This window comes from Intrasporangium sp. (assembly GCF_039812505.1).
Lineage (GTDB): Bacteria > Actinomycetota > Actinomycetes > Actinomycetales > Dermatophilaceae > Intrasporangium_A.
Map to the genome: position 1 here is coordinate 1 of NZ_JBDIAQ010000014.1, position 16080 is coordinate 16080.

Here is a 16080-nt window from a genome sequence, read left to right on the forward strand (position 1 = left end):
GCCGGCCCAGGACGACGCGATCGACCTCGGCGCGACCGTCGGGCCCGTGCTGGTCCGGCGCTACGCCGGGCTCGGCGTGGCCGCCCTGGTCGGGCTGCTCGTCGGCTGGCTCCTCGGGCGACGCGGCCGGCGCGGCTGAGCCCCCGGCCGGCCCCGGAAGCACGAGAACGGCCCCCTGACCGTACGGTCAGGGGGCCACTGGTGGGACCGTGCGGTCCCACTCGCCGCTCACGACGTCCGCCCCTCCCCGGCAGCCTCGAGCGACGAGGTCCTGGTCGCGCGCCCGGTCGTGCCGACCGGGCGCGCGGGTCTCCCGGCAACCGCAGGAGCGGCCCGCGCAGGAGGCGTCGAGGGCTCAGCCCTTACGCGTGAGCCGGAGCGTCCACTTCTCGGGACCCTCCTCGAGGTAGGCGATGTCGATCTCGCCGAACATGCTCTGCAGCTGGGCCAGCAGCGGCAACGGGTTGTGCGGCGCGATCAGGTCCAGGGCTCCGCCGACCGGGATCGCGTTGAACGCGCCGAAGACCGTCGCGTGGCGGATCGCGTGCGGGATGGCGCGGGCGTCGAGGCTGGGCACGTCGGCATCCTCCTCGCCGCACCCACAGGAGTGGCCGTGCTTGACTTCGGTCAGGGGGATCTGGTCGTGCGTGGACACTCAGGTGCTCCTCTGGTCTGGTGGAGGGACGACATCCTTTGTCATCCCGGCGATCATTTTATACGGTTGCTCTTGTGCAAAATACCGAGGGCTGGGGCCCGGCGCCAACTCGGGACGGCACGGCCGACCTGGTCGCCGGCCTGTCCGCGCAGCGCCGCCGCGTCTTCGAGGCACTCGGTGACCAGCCCCGTCCGATCGGCTCGATCGCCGGCAGCCTCGGGCTGCACGTGAACACCGCCCGGGAGCACCTCGACGGCCTCGTCGCCGCCGGCCTCGCCGTGCGCACCCGACTCGCGCCGAAGGGCCGGGGCCGCCCCGGCTGGGGCTACGCGGCCCGCCCCGCCGTCACCTCGGCCGCAGGCGAGTACGCCACGCTGGCAAGGGTGCTCGCCGACCACGTCGCGGCACAGGGCGGCGACGTGCGCGGCGACATGCGCCGGCTCGGCCGCGGGTGGGGCCGGGCGCTCGTCGAGGACCTGCCGGCCGCGACGGCACCGGGCGGGGCCGACCGCCAGGTGGTCGAGCTGCTCGCCCGGCTCGGCTTCGCCCCCGACGGCGCGCCCGAGGGCTGCCTGCACCTGCGCGAGTGCCCGATGCTCGCGGTCGCGCGGGAGCGCCCCGACGTCGTCTGCAGCGTGCACCACGGCATGGTCGAGGGCGCCCTCGAGGCGGCCGGCGGCGACCCCGACGGGGTGCGGCTCGAGGCCTTCGCCGAGATCGGCGCCTGCCGGCTGCACCTGCACTGACCCGGCCCGGCAGACTGGCCCCGTGGGACACCGCTCCGTCGCCGAACACCGCGCCGCCCTGCTCCGCGTGGTCGGGCCGGGGCGGGCCGAGCGGCTCCCCCTCGACCGGCACGCGGTCGGCCGGCGGCTCGCCGCCGACCTGCTCGCCGCCGACGACCTGCCGCGCTTCGACAGCAGCGCGATGGACGGGTATGCCGCCCACCCCGGCCACGACGGCCGGCGCCGCTTCGAGGTGGTCGGGGACGTGCCGGCGGGAGCCGCGGCCGACTTCGAGGTGCGCCCGGGACAGGCGGCCCGGGTCATGACCGGCGCCCGCGTCCCGGGCGGGGCGCTCGCCGTCGTGCCGGTCGAGCGGACCGACGCGTCACCGACCGGCCCCCCGCCGAGGACGGTGACGGTGACCGGGGACCTCGTCGCTGGGCAGCACATCCGGCGTCGCGGCGAGGACGTCACCGCCGGCGAGACCCTCGCCGCGGCCGGAACGCCGGTCGACGCGGCCCTGCTCGCCCTGGCCCGGTCGGCCGGCTGTACCGTCCTGACCGCCCACGCTCCGACCCGGGTCGCGGTCATCGCCACCGGGGCCGAGCTGGTCGGGCCCGACCACGACCCCGGGGCCGGGGAGATCCACGAGTCGAACTCCGACATGATCGCCGCCCTCGCCCTCGAGGCGGGGTGCGTGGTCGGCCACGTCGAGACCTGCTCCGACGACCCGGGCGAGCTGGGCGCGCTGCTGACCGCGCTCGACGCCGACCCGGACGTCGACCTGGTGATCACCACCGGCGGGGTCAGCCAGGGCGCCTATGAGGTCGTCCGGCAGGTCGGCACCCGGCTCGGCGGGTTCGAGTTCGTCCACGTGGCCATGCAGCCTGGTGGCCCGCAGGGGACCGGCCGGCTGGCCCGCACGCCCGTCGTGTGCCTGCCGGGCACGCCGGTCGGGGCCTACGTCTCCTTCCGGATGCTGCTGCGCCCGGCCCTCGACCGGCGGCACGGCAACCCGCCCCCGGAGGCGGGCTGCGCAGCCTACGTGGGGGCCGGCCGACGGGTCCGGCCCGGCCGGGTGCAGTTCGTCTCGGCGGTGCTGGCACCCGACGGCACGGTGGCGGCGGCACCCGGGCACCATCTGCGGGCGCTGTCCCACGCCAACGCGCTCATCGAGGTGCCCGAGCAGGTCGACCGGCTCGGTGCCGGCGCCGAGGTCGTCGTGCACCGGCTGTGACGGGACGCTCGCGAAGAACCCCGTAACGACCTCTTGCGCGCTGCCGTGCGGACTGTCACACTGCAAGTGCAAAAACGATTCAGCAGTTCGGCTCCGAGGGAGGTGCGCAGGTGAAGCCGCCCCGGATCCGCGACGTCGCAGCCCTCGCCGGCGTGGCTCCGTCGACGGTCAGCGTCGTGCTGAACGACGTCGCCGCGTCGCGGATCTCCGACGACACCCGGCGTCGGGTCCACGAGGCCGCCGAGGCGCTCGGCTACACCCCGAACGCGGCCGCCCGCAGCCTGCGCAAGGGCCCGGAGCGGGCGCTGCTGCTCGTGGCCTGTGACGGCCTCGGCCACCTGCCCTACGGCCTGGGTCTGGTCCAGGGGCTGCAGGACGCGTGCTGGGAGCGCGGCGTGCAGCTGCTCACCGTGGCCGTCGGGACGGATCCCGCCCGGGAGGCCGAGGCGCTGCGGTTCGCCGCCGGAGCACAGGTGGTCGGCACGGTGCTGGCCTCGGTCTACCACCAGCGTCGAGCGGTGCCGCGGGAGCGCAACCTGCTGTGCCTGAACATCGAGCCGGACGACGGCGGTGCCCGGACCGCGGCGGTCGTCCCTGACGAGGCGGCCTCGGGTCGGCTTGTCGCGGACGAGCTCGTGGCGCTGGGGCACCGCCGGGTCGCCCTGCTCGGCCTGACCGAGTCGCTGGAGATCTCCAGACGCCGGGAGGCCTTCGTGGACGCGCTGGTCCGGGGCGGTCTCGCGCCGGGCGACATCGTGCTCGACGAGTCGCCGAACCACGACGGCACCGCCTCCGGCGGCTGGGTCGCGGCGACCCGGGTGCTCGAGCTGCCCGAGCGACCCAGCGCGATCGCCTGCTTCAACGACCGGATGGCGATGGGCGCCTACCGGGCGGCCGCGGACAAGGGGCTGCGGATCCCCGACGACGTGAGCATCATCGGCCACGACGACCTGGAACCGGTCGCCGAGTCCCTGGAGCCTCCGCTGACGACGGTCGCGCCGCCGTACGCAGAGCTGGGGGAGCTCGCCGCCGGGCTCATGCTCGAGTCCGGCGGGTCACCCTCGCCGGGGATCCGCAGCATCCCGGGTGAGCTCGTGCGGCGCCGGTCTGCGGCTGCGCCCGGACACCCGGCGCGACCGCCGGTCCGCACGCCCCGACGGCACACCTGAACCGACACCCGAGCCCGGCGCCGCCCGGCGCCGGCTCTCACCTCCCGGCGGAGCCGCGCGAGACCCGCGCGGTGCCGCACCACGTCACGCCCGACCGGGGCGGACCAGCAAGCCCGCAGGCACTCTTCGAGTAGTAGGGAACCCCATGGAAACATCCACGCCTTCCGCGACGTCCGCGACGATCCACCTGCGCTCGGGCGGCGTCTCGCTGCTGCTGATCGTCCGCGACGGGGCCCTGCCGGTCGCCGTCCACTGGGGCGCCGACATCGGGCCGCAGCCGGCGGACCTGGCCCGTGACCTGACCGCCGCGGCCGTGCCGGTCGTCGGCCCCAACGCGGTGGACGTGCCCGTGGCCGTCGCGCTGGTACCCGAGCACCACACCGGGTTCGTCGGACGCCCGGGCCTGGCCGGCTCCAGAGACGGACGGGCGTGGTCACCCCGGTTCGTCGTCACGGACGTGACGTGCGACGACCGGGTCGTGACCGGCTTCGCCGAGGCCGGGCCTGCCACGGTGCGGTTCGAGTGCCGCGACGACGAGGCGCGGCTCTCGCTGGAGCTGGTCGTCGCGCTGCTGCCCAGCGGCCTGGTCCGCCTGCGTGGCACCGTCACCAACCACGGCGGCCCCTACCAGCTGGACCGGCTCGACCTCGCCCTGCCCGTCCCGGCCGAGGCCGGCGAGCTGCTCGACTTCGCCGGACGGTGGGGCCGGGAACGGGCACCGCAGCGCACCGCGTTCACCGTCGGGACCCACCTGCGCGAGAACCGCAAGGGCCGCACCGGTGCGGACAGCGCCTACCTGCTGCACGCCGGCACCCCCGGGTTCGGCTTCGCCGACGGGGAGGTCTTCGCGCTGCACACTGCCTGGAGCGGCAACCACACCCACTACGCCGAGCAGCTCTTCACCGGCGAGCGGGTCCTGGGCGGCGGTGAGCTGCTGCTGCCCGGTGAGGTCGTCCTCGCCGACGGCGAGTCGTACACCACCCCATGGGTGTACGGCTCCTACGGGCGCGGGCTCGACGAGGTGGCCCGCCGGTTCCACCGGCACCTGCGCACCCGCGACCGGAAGGTCGGGACCGACCGGCCGGTCACCCTCAACGTGTGGGAGGCGGTCTACTTCGACCACGACCTGCCCCGGCTGCTCGACCTCGCGGACCGGGCCGCCGCCGTCGGGGTGGAGCGGTTCGTGCTGGACGACGGCTGGTTCGGCGCGCGTCGCGACGACCGACGCGGCCTGGGCGACTGGGTCGTGTCGCAGCAGGTGTGGCCCGACGGGCTGCACCCCCTGGTCGACCACGTCCGGGGTCTCGGGATGCAGTTCGGCCTGTGGTTCGAGCCCGAGATGGTCAACCCCGACTCCGACACCGCCCGCGCCCACCCCGAGTGGGTCATGTCCGCCCGTCGGGAATGGCCGGTCGAGTCGCGCTTCCAGCAGGTTCTGAACCTCGGCATCCCGGAGGCGTACGCCCACGTGCGCGACCAGATGTGCGCCATCCTCGACGAGTACGACATCGGCTACCTCAAGTGGGACCACAACCGCGACCTGATCGAGGCCGGCACCCGGGCCGACGGCGGCCGGCCGGGCGTCCACGCCCAGACCCTGGCGTTCTACCGGCTGCTGGACGAGCTGCGCGCGGCCCACCCATGGCTGGAGATCGAGTCCTGCTCGTCCGGTGGGGCGCGCGTCGACCTCGGCGTCCTCGAGCGCACCGACCGGGTGTGGGTGTCCGACTGCATCGACCCGCTGGAGCGCCAGCACATGATGCGCTGGAGCACCCAGCTGGTCCCACCGGAGTACCTGGGCTCGCACATCGCCTCCGGCCGCTCGCACACCACCGGCCGGGTGCACGACCTGTCCTTCCGGGCCGGCACGGCCGTCTTCGGGCACCTGGGCATCGAGTGGGACCTGGCCCGGGCCACCGATGACGAGGTGCGCCAGCTGCGGGACTGGATCTCCTTCTATGCCGCCCACCGCCGGCTGCTGATGGGTGGGGACCTCGTGCGGATGGACGGCTACGACCCCCACCTGCTGGTCCACGGGGTCGTCGCGCCGGACCGGTCCGAGGCCGTCATCGCCATGGCCACCGTCGGCAGCCTCGCGGCGGTCCCCGGGCCCCGGCTGCGCTTCCGCGGCCTGGACCCGCAGACCCGCTACCGGCTGCGCCCGCTCGTCGTCGGCGCGGCGCCCTCCGGGCTGCAGCCACCTCGCTGGTGGGGGGCAGGGGCACCTGCCCCGCACGCCACCGAGTCCGGCGGCTACCAGCCGCCCACCCTGGACCCGGCCGGCCTGGCCGGAGTTGGCATCACCGGCGCGGCCCTGGCCGGCGTCGGCGTCGCCCCACCTGTCGTGCACCCCGACCAGGTGGTGCTGTTCCACGCCACGACGCAGGGCCCGGTCCCGGGCCTCGTCGACCCCTCCTCCGCCGACCCGTCGGCGACCCTGCCTGAGCCCAAGGAGGACTCATGAGTACGTCGGTGCCAACGAAGCCACCGGTGTCGGCCCCCCGCCGCGCGCGGGACGACACCAGGCTCGCCCTGCTGTTCATCGCCCCTGCCCTCGTCGGGTTCCTCGTCTTCCTGCTGTGGCCGACGGTGCGGGGCATCTACCTCTCCTTCACCCGGTTCAACCTGCTCACCCCGCCGGAGTGGGTCGGGCTCGACAACTACGTGCGGATGTTGCACGACCCGGTGTTCTGGAACTCCATCGAGGTCACCCTCTACTACGTCGTGCTCAACATCGGCATCCAGACCGTCCTGGCCCTGGTGATCGCCGTCATGATGCAGCGCCTGACCCGCAAGACGTGGCTGCGCAGCATCGTGCTGACCCCGTACCTCGTCTCCAACGTCGTCGTCGCGATGGTCTTCCTGTGGATCCTCGACTACCAGCTGGGGATCACCAACAACATCATCGCCGCCGTCGGGCTGGACCGGATCCCGTTCTTCACCTCCAGCGAGTGGGTCATCCCCACGATCGCGCTCGTCAACGTCTGGCGGCACGTCGGGTACACCGCACTGCTGATCTTCGCCGGGCTGCAGACCATCCCCGAGACGGTCTACGAGGCGGGCCGGATGGACGGCGCCAGCGAGGCGACGATGTTCCGCCGGATCACCATCCCGCTGCTCCGGCCGATCCTGTCCCTGGTGCTGATCATCACCATCATCGGCTCGTTCCAGGTCTTCGACACCGTCGCCATCGCCACCCAGGGCGGCCCCGTCAACGCCTCCCGCGTCCTGCAGTACTACATCTACGACGTCGCCTTCAACCGGTTCCAGTTCGGCTACGCCTTCGCGATGTCCGTCGGCCTGCTCGTCGTCCTCGTCGTGATCACCTTCGTCCAGTACCGCCTCAGCCGGGCCGAGTCCAGCGACCTGGACTGACAGGAGAACCCCCATGACCGACACCACCCTCACCCCCACCGACCGGGTCGCCACGATCGCTGCGGCCCCTCCCGAGAAGCCCGGCTTCAACTGGGGCCGGGCCCTGGCCTGGACCTTCATGGTCCTGATGATCATCGTCACCCTCTTCCCCTTCTACTGGATGCTGCGCACGGCCCTGTCCTCCAACAGCGCGCTGTACGCCGGGTCGAACAGCCTGCTGCCGGTCAAGCCGTCCCTCGGTGGCTTCGAGCGGGTCTTCGGGCTGCAGACCGGCCAGGCCGCCGTCGATGCCGGCGGCGCCGGGCAGTCCATCAGCTTCTGGCGCTACCTGCTCAACTCCACCGTCGTGGCCACCCTCATCACGGTCGGCCAGGTCTTCTTCTCCGCGATGGCCGCCTACGCCTTCGCCAGGCTGCGCTGGCGCCACCGCGAGAAGGTCTTCGGCGTCTTCCTCATCGGCCTGATGATCCCGGCGATCTTCACCCTGCTGCCCAACTTCGTCCTGATCAAGCAGCTCGGGCTCGTCGACACGCTGCTGGGCATCGCCCTGCCGAGCATGCTGATGACGCCGTTCGCGGTCTTCTTCCTGCGGCAGTTCTTCCTCGGCATCTCCCGTGAGGTGGAGGAGGCCGCCCTCGTCGACGGCGCCTCGAAGGTCCGCGTCTTCTTCCAGCTCGTCATCCCCATGTCGACGGCGCCCATCGCGACGCTGTCGATCCTGACCTACATCGCCGCCTGGAACGACTACTTCTGGCCCCTGATGGTCAGCTACACCGACGCCTCCCGCGTGCTGACCGTGGGGCTGGGCGTGTTCAAGTCGCAGACCCCGCAGACCGGCCCGGACTGGGCGGGCCTGATGGCCGCCACCCTCGTGGCGGCGTTGCCGATGCTGCTGCTGTTCGGCGCCTTCGCCAAGCGGATCGTCAACTCCATCGGCTTCAGCGGCATCAAGTGAGAGGCAGCCTCATGAACACCATCAGGACCACCCCCGGGACCCCCCGGGCCCGGCGTCGCCGTCGCATCGCGCTCGCCGCCGCCGGCGCCGTGCTCGCGGCCACCGCCCTCGCCGCCTGCGGCCACGGCGACAGCGCCGGGGGCGGCGACGGCGTCATCACCTACTGGCTCTGGGACGCCTCCCAGCAGCCCGGCTACCAGAAGTGCGCCGACGCCTTCCACGCGCAGAACCCGCAGCTCACCGTCAAGATCACCCAGTACGGCTGGGCCGACTACTGGTCCAAGCTGACCGCCGGCTTCATCGCCGGCACCGCCCCCGACGTCTTCACCAACCACGTCTCCAAGTACCCGCAGTTCGTCGACCTGAAGGTGCTGCGGCCCCTCGACGAGCTCGGGCCCACCAAGGACATCGACAACGACGACTACCAGCCGGGCCTGGCCCAGCTCTGGATCGGCCAGGACGGCCACCGCTACGGCACACCCAAGGACTGGGACACCGTGGCGATCTTCTACAACCCCGCGGTGCTCAAGGCCGCGGGCGTCAACCCTGCCACGCTGGACACGCTCACCTGGAACCCCACCGACGGCGGCACCTTCGAGAAGCTCGTCGCGCACCTGAGCGTCGACACCAAGGGTCGCCGCGGCGACGAGGCCGGGTTCGACAAGGAGCACGTGAAGACCTACGGTCTCGCCTCCGACGGCTCCGGCGGCGGCGGCTGGGGACAGACCCAGTGGTCCGCCTTCACGGGCAGCAACAACTGGCGGGCCACCGACAAGAACCCGTGGGGCACCCACTTCAACCTCGACGAGAAGAACTTCCAGGACGCGATCGGCTGGTACTTCGGCCTCGTGCGCAAGGGCTTCATGCCGACGTACGCGGCCACCGGGAGCGGGGCCAACGGCGTCGACAAGCAGCTCGGTTCCGGTTCGGCCGCGATGGGCATCGCCGGCGACTGGATGATCTCCACCTACGCCGCGATGACCGACGCAGACGGCAAGAACCTGGGCATCAGGATCGCGCCCACCCCGATCGGCCCCTCGGGGCACCGAGCGTCGATGTTCAACGGGCTCGCCGACTCCATCACGACCCTGTCCCGACAGCCGGAGAACGCCGCCAGGTGGGTCGCCTTCCTCGCCGGCGCCCAATGCCAGGACATCATCGGGGACTCGGGTGTCGTCTTCCCTGCCCGGCCCGAAGGCACCGCCCGGGCCATCGCCTACAACAAGAAGGTCCGGCACCTGGACGTCACGCCCTTCACCAACCACGTCAAGGACCACACGACGTTCCTGTTCCCGGTCACCTCGAACGGCGCCGACATCACCGCGCTGATGCAGCCGGCCATGGACGCCGTCTACATCGGCAGCGCGCCCGTGTCGTCGCTCACCGAGCTGAACAACCAGCTCAACCAGCTGTTCCGCATCGTGGAACGCTGACCGGGCCCGGTGGCAGCACCCGCCTACGGGGTCGGTTCCGCCACCGCGGCGCCCTCGGACTGCCGGGCCCCGGCCAGCAGCCAGTCGAGCGCCTCGGTGGCGGTCCAGCCGAGCGGGAGGCGGGCCAGCAGGCGGTGGGCGCCGTCGAGGTCCTGCCCCAGGGTGACCGCGGCGACCTCGTCGTAGCCGTCACGCCGGTGCTGGCCCAGGCCGACGTTGGCGGTCAGCGCGTTGCACAGGCACTTGCGACCCTCGGTCGCTTGCACCGACCCGCCCTTGCGGACGAACGCGTCGACCGGCTCGGCCGCGCAGCGGTATCCGACCGACCCGTCGGCGCGCTCGAACGGCTCACGCAGGTAGGACAGGTCGCACAGGCGCGGGCGAGCGGCATACGCCTCGTCCTCGGAGAGGGTGCCGGGCAGCGCGGCGACCTTGAACGGGAACGAGGTCGGCGAGGCGCGCGGGTCGTTGTGCACGGTCAGGGTCCCGCGGGCCAGCTCGTCCAGCACCTGGCGGCGCAGGTCGAGGGTGAGGCCCGACTCCGCGCAGAGGGCGAACAGGGTGCCGCACTGGATCCCGGCGGCGCCGGCGGCCCGGGCCTGCTCGACCCGTTCCGGGGTGCTGTACCCGCCGGCGAGCCAGAACGGCAGCCCGAGCTTGGCGATCGCACCCAGGTTTGCCTCGTCCCGGCGGCTGTAGACCGGCTGGCCGTGCTCGTCCAGCGTGAGCGGGCCGCGCGGTGGCGCGCTGTGGCCGCCGGCGCTGGGCCCCTCGACGACGAAGCCGTCGGGCCGGATCGACTCGTCGCGGCACAGGTAGCCGGCCAGGCTGTGCAGCGAGACGATGGCCAGGAACCGCGGGCGGGTCAGGGCAGGCAGGTGGGCCCCGAGCAGCTCGACCGGGTCGATGCTCGTCGTGTGCGTGCGGGTCGCGCCCAGCACGTCGACCGTTAGGGTGCCCGGTCGGCCCGCGGCCAGGTCGGTCAGCAGGCGCGGGATCTCGCGGGGGATGCCCGCGCCCATGAGGACGTAGTCGACCCCGGCCAGCATCGCGCCCAGTGCCGCGGCGGGGGTGGCCATCTGGATCTTCTCCAGGAAGTTGATGCCGACCGGGCCGTCGTGGCCCTCCTTGGCCAGCCACACGTGCACGAAGTTGCCCAGGACGGTCAGCTCGAGCACCGCCCGGGACGGGGTGATGGTCAGGGTGGGGTTGGGCCGGTAGGGGCGGTCCGGGGCGCGCCCGCCGGCCACGAAGTAGCGGTCCCGGGCCCGCGCAGCCATCCGCGGGTCGGGGAAGGCGTCGAGCGCCCGGCGCAGGTGCCCGCCGGGATCCCCGTCCTGCAGCCCCCGGGCCAGCACCGCGTCCAGGGCGGTGCCCGAGACGACGCCGAGCTGGCCGCGCTCGGCGACCGCGCGGGCCAGCTGCCACGAGGAGACGTTCACGCCCATGCCGCCCTGGATGACGACCGGGAGGGACTGGCCAGCCATTTAACCTCCGAGACCGTAACCTACGTTCCCGTAGGGATGACTTCGTAGGGAGACTGTAGGCCACCGGGTGGCGGCCCGGACAGCCCGCGTGATCTTGCTCATGCCCGGCGAGCCTCCAGCAGCCGACCCTCCAGCAGCCGACCCTCCGACAGCCGGCCCTCCAGCGCCGGCGCCGCCGGCGCGGGTCAGGCGCCGTACGGGCCCTCCTCGGCCACCCACCGGCCGAGCGGCGGGTCCCACTCGCGTACGACGCGACGCAGGACGAAGCCGTTCTGCCAGTACGGGTCGTGCTCGAACGTGGCCACCACCTGCTCCAGCGAGTCGGCCTCGTAGACGATCAGGGCCGCCTGGGCCGGCTCCTGGTCGGTCGGCTCTCCCTCGGAGACCTCGTCGCAACCGGCCTGGTACATCCCGGCCACCAGCAGGCCGGCCAGGCCGGAGAGCCACTCGCGGTGCTCGGGACGGACCTTCAGCTGTTCGGTCAGGTCGTCTGGGTAGGTGTAGTGGATGGCGTAGATCCCCATGCGCTCCTCCTCGGGTCGTGGGTGGGTGGGCCCGGTCAGCCGGTGGTCACCCGGTGGTCACCGGAATACACGTTGAGCCGGCCGCCGCGCACGAAGCCGGCGAGTGTCATACCGGCGTCTTGCGCGGCCTCGACGGCCAGCGACGACGGCGCCGACACCGCTGCCAGACAAGGGATCCCGGCCATGAGGGCCTTCTGGGTGAGCTCGAACGAGGCGCGCCCCGAGACCATCAGGACGGTCCCGCCGGCCGGGAGCCTGCCGTTCAGCAGCGCCCACCCGACCACCTTGTCGACCGCGTTGTGGCGCCCGACGTCCTCGCGCACGACCAGTGCCTCGCCGGCCGCGGTGAACAGCCCGGCCGCGTGCAGCCCGCCGGTGCGCTCGAAGGAGCGCTGCTGGGCGCGCAGCCGCTCCGGCAGCCCCGCCAGCACGGCCGCGCCGACCCGCAGCGGGTCGTCCCGTACCTGCCACGTCGTATCTGCGCGCAGCTGCTCGATGCTCGCCTTGCCGCAGACCCCGCACGCCGACGAGGTGAGGAAGCTGCGCGTCAGCTCCTCGGCCGGGGCCGCCACGTCGGGGGCGAGCGTGACGTCCAGGACGTTGTAGGTGTTCTGCTCCTGACCGGTGTCGTCGGAGACGACGGCACCCTCGCAGTAGCGAGCGAGCAGCACGTCCTCACGCGAGCGGATGATCCCCTCGGAGACGAGGAAGCCGTGGACCAGCTCGATGTCGTGCCCGGGGGTGCGCATGGTCACGGTGAGCGGACGCCGGCCGACGCGGATCTCCAACGGCTCCTCGACGGTCAGCGTGTCCGGCCGGGTGTGCTCGCTGCCCGCGTTCACGTCGATGGAGCGCACCTTGTGCCGGACCGTGACCCGTCCCATGCGCCCAGCGTGCCAGACTCTGCTGTGTGGACTCGCTCGGCGTCATCGTCCTGACCGGGGGTGGCTCGACCCGGATGGGCCGCCACAAGCCCGCCCTCGACGTCGGTGGGCGTTCCATCGTCGGCCGGGTGCTGGCCGCGTGCGCGGGTCTGCCGACCGTCGTGGTCGGTGACGGCGCCGGCGTCCCGACCGGCACCCGGGTGGTGCGTGAGGACCCGCCCGGTGGCGGCCCGGTGGCCGGCATCGCGGCCGGTTTCGCCGCGCTGACGAGCCCGTATGCCGCCCACGCGGTTACCCACGCGCGTGGCCGCCGGCTCGGGGCCGGCCCGGCCCACGGCCCGGGGCCGCTCGGCGCCCCGGTCCCGGAAGGTGTCGCGGTACTGGCCGGGGACCTGCCCTTTCTGACCCGGTCGGCTCTGGAGCAGCTCGCCGACGCGCTCGAGTCCGACCCCTCGGCGGAGCTGGCCCTGCCGGTCGACGCCGACCAGCACGTCAACTGGCTTTGCGGCGTCTGGCGTGCGGCGGTCCTCGCCCGGCGCCTGGTCGCGGTCGGCGACCCGTCCGGGGTCAGCGTCAGGCGGCTGATCGACAGCTCGTCCCGGGCGCTGGTGGCCGACCACTCCGGCTGGTCCGCCGACGTCGACACCCCCGAGGACCTGGCCGCCGCCCGGGCCCTCGCGGCCGCCCGTGCCGTTGCGGCCGGCCGCGACTAGCGCGGGCCTGAACCAGCGCAGGCCGAGCCGGCGCGGCGCGACCGGCTGCCCGGGACGGTCCGGGCGCGGCCCGCGGCTACCGGACGGTGGACAGGAACGCCTGGGTCCGCTTGTGCTGCGGGTTGGCGATCAGCTCGCGCGGGGCACCGTGCTCGAGCACGACGCCGGCGTCGAAGAAGCTCAGGGTGTCGCCCACCTCGCGGGCGAAGCCGATCTCGTGGGTGACCACGACCATCGTCATCCCCTCCCGGGCCAGCTCCTTCATCACCTCGAGCACCTCGTCCACCAGCTCGGGGTCGAGCGCGGACGTGGGCTCGTCGAAGAGCATCACCTTCGGGTGCATGGCCAGGGCCCGCGCGATCGCGACCCGCTGCTGCTGGCCCCCGGAGAGCTGGTGCGGGCGCTTGTGCGCGTGCTCGGCCAGACCCACCCGGTCCAGGTACTGCAGGGCGGCCGCGGCGGCCTCGGCCTTGGGCCGACCGGCCACCTGCACCGGGGCGCAGGCGACGTTCTCCAGGGCGCTCTGGTGCGCGAAGAGGTTGAACCGCTGGAAGACCATGCCGATCTCCGTGCGGAACCGGGCGTACTCCTTCGGACCCCAGGGGTGGTAGTGCCCGCCACGCAGGGTGTAGCCGACCTCGTGGCCCAGCACGCGCAGGCTGCCGGCCTGCACGTGCTCGAGCCCGTTCAGGCACCGCAGGAAGGTCGACTTGCCCGACCCGGACGGGCCGATGATGCAGCTGACCTCGCCGGGCTGGACCTGCAGGTCCACCCCCCGCAGCACCTCGACGTGCCCGTAGCCCATCCGGACGCCCTCGGCCACCACGACGGGTCCGGCGCCCTTGGTGCTGTCCAGGGCCTGCTCGTCCACGAGACTCATGCGACCACCCCCGCCTCAGAGCCGGGCTGTTGGCGCCCGAGCAGCTTGCTGGCCAGGCCGCCCTTGCGCACCAGGCGGACCGCGTCGCTGCCGTAGCGACGCTCCAGCCGGCTCTGCAGGAAGGTCGCGATCGCGGTCATCAGCATGTACCAGAGGCTGGCCACGATGAGCAGCTCGATGATCAGGTTGTTCTGCTTGTAGATCTGGCTGGCGTTGGTCATCAGGTCGTGCCCGGCCACCACGTACACCAGGGAGGTGGTCTTCAGCATGGAGATGAACTCGTTGCCGGTGGGCGGGATGATGATGCGCAGCGCCTGGGGGAGCACGATCACCCGCATCCGCTTCGACGGGGTCATCCCCAGGGCGTACGCCGCCTCGGTCTGTCCGGCGTCGACGGCCTGGATCCCGGCGCGGACGGTCTCGGCGAAGTAGGCCGCCAGGTTCAGCCCCAGCCCCAGCAGGGCGGCACTGAACCCGGTCATCACGTTGTTGGTGTCCCAGATCAGGCCGATCTGGGTGAACGGGATCTTGACGACCAGGTGCGGGAAGAGGAAGGCGAGGTTGTACCAGAAGATCATCTGCACCAGCACCGGCGTGCCCCGGAAGAAGCCGATGTACCCGGTGGAGATCCCGCGCAGGACGGGGTTGTGGGACAGCTTCATCACCGCGAGCACGACGCCGAGCACCAGGCCGAGCACCGTGGCCAGGATGGAGATCTCGATGGTGACCCACACGCCGCTGAGGATCTTGCCGTCGAACAGGTAGTGGCCGACCTGGGACCAGTCCAGCCGGGGGTTGTCGATCACCAGCCAGGCGATCCAGGCGACGACCAGTACCGCGACCGCGCCGGCGATCCAGCGCTGCCAGTGCCAGGTCCGCGCGACCGGGATGACTGTTCCGGAGTGGTCGGTGAACGGTGCCCTCCGGGTCGCCGTGGTCATGACTTGGCCCCGTTCACGGTGACCTTGTCGATCGCGAGAGCCGGCACCTGCCAGGCCTGCAGGATCTTGGCGTAGGTGCCGTCGGCGACCAGCCGGGCCAAGGCAGCCTGCACCACCTCGATCAGGGCCTTGTTCTGCGGGTTCATGGCGATGCCCCACGGGCTCTCGGTGCCCTTGAGCGTCACTGCGTCGACCCCCTCCTTGGGATCAGCCGCCTTGGTCGCGGCAACCACGTAGTCGGTGATGTTGACCTGCGCGCGGCCGCTCTTGAGCGCCAGCAGGGCGTCCTGGTCGCCCGTCATCCGCAGCAGGTCGATGGCCGGCTTGCCGGCGGCGACGCAGGCCTTGCTGTACTTCTCCGCGAGGATCAGCGAGGAGCCGTTGTCCACGACGGACAGGGCGTGGCCGCACATGTCGGCGGGGCCGTTGATCCGGTCGGGGTTGCCGTGCTTGACCAGGAACCCCGCGCCTGCACTGACGTAGTCGACGAAGGACACCTTCTGCTGACGCTCCTTGGTGTCGGACATCGAGGACATCACCAGGTCGTACCGCCCGGTCAGCACCCCGGGGATCTGCGCGTTGAAGTCCTCGTTGGTGACCGTCAGCCGCAGCCCCAGCACCCGGGCTATGGCCAGCCCGATCGCCGGGTCGACGCCGACGATCGTCGTCCCGTCGGGTGCGTAGATCTCCATCGGGGGATAGCCCACCGAGGTGCTGAGGACCAGGCCTTTGGCCCGGATACTCGCCGGCACCTTGGCGGCCAGGGCGGCGTCGGGCTCGATCGCGTCGATGACCGGCGCCGCCTTCTCCCCGGTGGGCGCCGGCTGCTGCACGAGCGCGGTCGCCCCGGCCGACTGGGAGGCGTTGTACGAGGCGAGCGTCTGCACCCCGCAGCCGCTCAGGGTCACTGCCCCGATGACGACCGAGGCAGCTGCGAAGAGGCGGCTGCGGCGACTGTCGGTCGCTACCACTGGGCTGCACCCCCTTCATCGAGCGGCCGTTCGACCCTTTCGTCGCACGGGCAGGCGTACCCTCCGGCCGATCCGGCACCTCGGAATGTCCGCATCGCTCGACTGTAGGGGCAGGGCGCTCGTCCTGAGAA

At 72.4% G+C, this 16080-nt stretch carries 15 protein-coding genes; 8 read left to right on the forward strand and 7 right to left on the reverse strand.

Going from position 1 to position 16080, the window contains the following annotated elements; genetic code table 11:
- Window positions 1-355: 355 nt before the first annotated feature.
- The gene (locus WMI84_RS03625; protein ID WP_347350645.1) at window positions 356-655 is read right to left on the reverse strand and encodes a DUF2249 domain-containing protein; all 300 of its coding nucleotides are present in this window, start codon (window positions 653-655) and stop codon (window positions 356-358) included.
- Between the two features lie 74 nt (window positions 656-729).
- On the opposite strand from WMI84_RS03625, the gene WMI84_RS03630 reads away from it, so the two are divergent.
- From WMI84_RS03630 to WMI84_RS03660, 7 genes are all read left to right on the forward strand, one after another.
- A complete protein-coding gene (locus tag WMI84_RS03630) occupies window positions 730-1401 on the forward strand; it encodes a helix-turn-helix domain-containing protein (RefSeq protein WP_347350646.1) in 672 nt (223 codons plus the stop codon).
- 22 nt (window positions 1402-1423) lie between these two features.
- Complete coding sequence (gene glp, locus WMI84_RS03635; RefSeq protein ID WP_347350647.1) at window positions 1424-2617, forward strand: gephyrin-like molybdotransferase Glp; 1194 nt, start codon at window positions 1424-1426, stop codon at window positions 2615-2617.
- A gap of 110 nt (window positions 2618-2727) precedes the next feature.
- Window positions 2728-3786: a LacI family DNA-binding transcriptional regulator gene (locus WMI84_RS03640; RefSeq protein ID WP_347350648.1), complete on the forward strand. Its 1059-nt coding sequence runs from the start codon at window positions 2728-2730 to the stop codon at window positions 3784-3786.
- 145 nt (window positions 3787-3931) lie between these two features.
- The gene (locus tag WMI84_RS03645; RefSeq protein WP_347350649.1) at window positions 3932-6250 is read left to right on the forward strand and encodes an alpha-galactosidase; all 2319 of its coding nucleotides are present in this window, start codon (window positions 3932-3934) and stop codon (window positions 6248-6250) included.
- The gene (locus WMI84_RS03650) at window positions 6247-7161 is read left to right on the forward strand and encodes a sugar ABC transporter permease (protein WP_347350650.1); all 915 of its coding nucleotides are present in this window, start codon (window positions 6247-6249) and stop codon (window positions 7159-7161) included. The genes WMI84_RS03645 and WMI84_RS03650 overlap by 4 nt, the downstream gene beginning before the upstream one ends.
- 13 nt (window positions 7162-7174) lie before the next feature.
- Entirely contained in the window at window positions 7175-8116 is a 942-nt protein-coding gene (locus WMI84_RS03655) for a carbohydrate ABC transporter permease (protein WP_347350651.1), read from the forward strand.
- Between the two features lie 11 nt (window positions 8117-8127).
- Window positions 8128-9549, forward strand: a complete 1422-nt coding sequence (locus WMI84_RS03660) for a sugar ABC transporter substrate-binding protein (RefSeq protein WP_347350652.1) — start codon at window positions 8128-8130, stop codon at window positions 9547-9549.
- Window positions 9550-9572: 23 nt separating this feature from the next.
- Here the strand turns inward: WMI84_RS03660 and WMI84_RS03665 are convergent, their stop codons facing one another.
- The 3 genes from WMI84_RS03665 to fdhD form a co-directional block, all read right to left on the reverse strand.
- Window positions 9573-11036, reverse strand: coding sequence for a nitronate monooxygenase (locus WMI84_RS03665; protein WP_347350653.1), 1464 nt, complete (start codon window positions 11034-11036; stop codon window positions 9573-9575).
- Window positions 11037-11221: 185 nt separating this feature from the next.
- Window positions 11222-11560, reverse strand: coding sequence for a YciI family protein (locus tag WMI84_RS03670; protein WP_347350654.1), 339 nt, complete (start codon window positions 11558-11560; stop codon window positions 11222-11224).
- A gap of 35 nt (window positions 11561-11595) precedes the next feature.
- Window positions 11596-12444, reverse strand: a complete 849-nt coding sequence (fdhD, locus tag WMI84_RS03675; protein ID WP_347350655.1) for a formate dehydrogenase accessory sulfurtransferase FdhD — start codon at window positions 12442-12444, stop codon at window positions 11596-11598.
- 26 nt (window positions 12445-12470) lie between these two features.
- Between fdhD and WMI84_RS03680 the strand changes: the two genes are divergently transcribed.
- Window positions 12471-13157, forward strand: coding sequence for an NTP transferase domain-containing protein (locus tag WMI84_RS03680; RefSeq protein ID WP_347350656.1), 687 nt, complete (start codon window positions 12471-12473; stop codon window positions 13155-13157).
- A 76-nt stretch (window positions 13158-13233) separates the two neighbouring features.
- On the opposite strand, the gene WMI84_RS03685 is transcribed toward WMI84_RS03680, so the two are convergent.
- The 3 genes from WMI84_RS03685 to WMI84_RS03695 are packed head-to-tail and all read right to left on the reverse strand — an operon-like array spanning window position 13234 to window position 15949.
- Window positions 13234-14037, reverse strand: a complete 804-nt coding sequence (locus WMI84_RS03685; RefSeq protein ID WP_347350657.1) for an amino acid ABC transporter ATP-binding protein — start codon at window positions 14035-14037, stop codon at window positions 13234-13236.
- Window positions 14034-14978, reverse strand: coding sequence for an amino acid ABC transporter permease (locus WMI84_RS03690; protein ID WP_347350658.1), 945 nt, complete (start codon window positions 14976-14978; stop codon window positions 14034-14036). Before WMI84_RS03690 ends, WMI84_RS03685 begins: the two co-directional genes overlap by 4 nt.
- Window positions 14975-15949, reverse strand: a complete 975-nt coding sequence (locus tag WMI84_RS03695) for an ABC transporter substrate-binding protein (RefSeq protein ID WP_347350659.1) — start codon at window positions 15947-15949, stop codon at window positions 14975-14977. Before WMI84_RS03695 ends, WMI84_RS03690 begins: the two co-directional genes overlap by 4 nt.
- Between the last annotated feature and the right edge of the window lie 131 nt (window positions 15950-16080).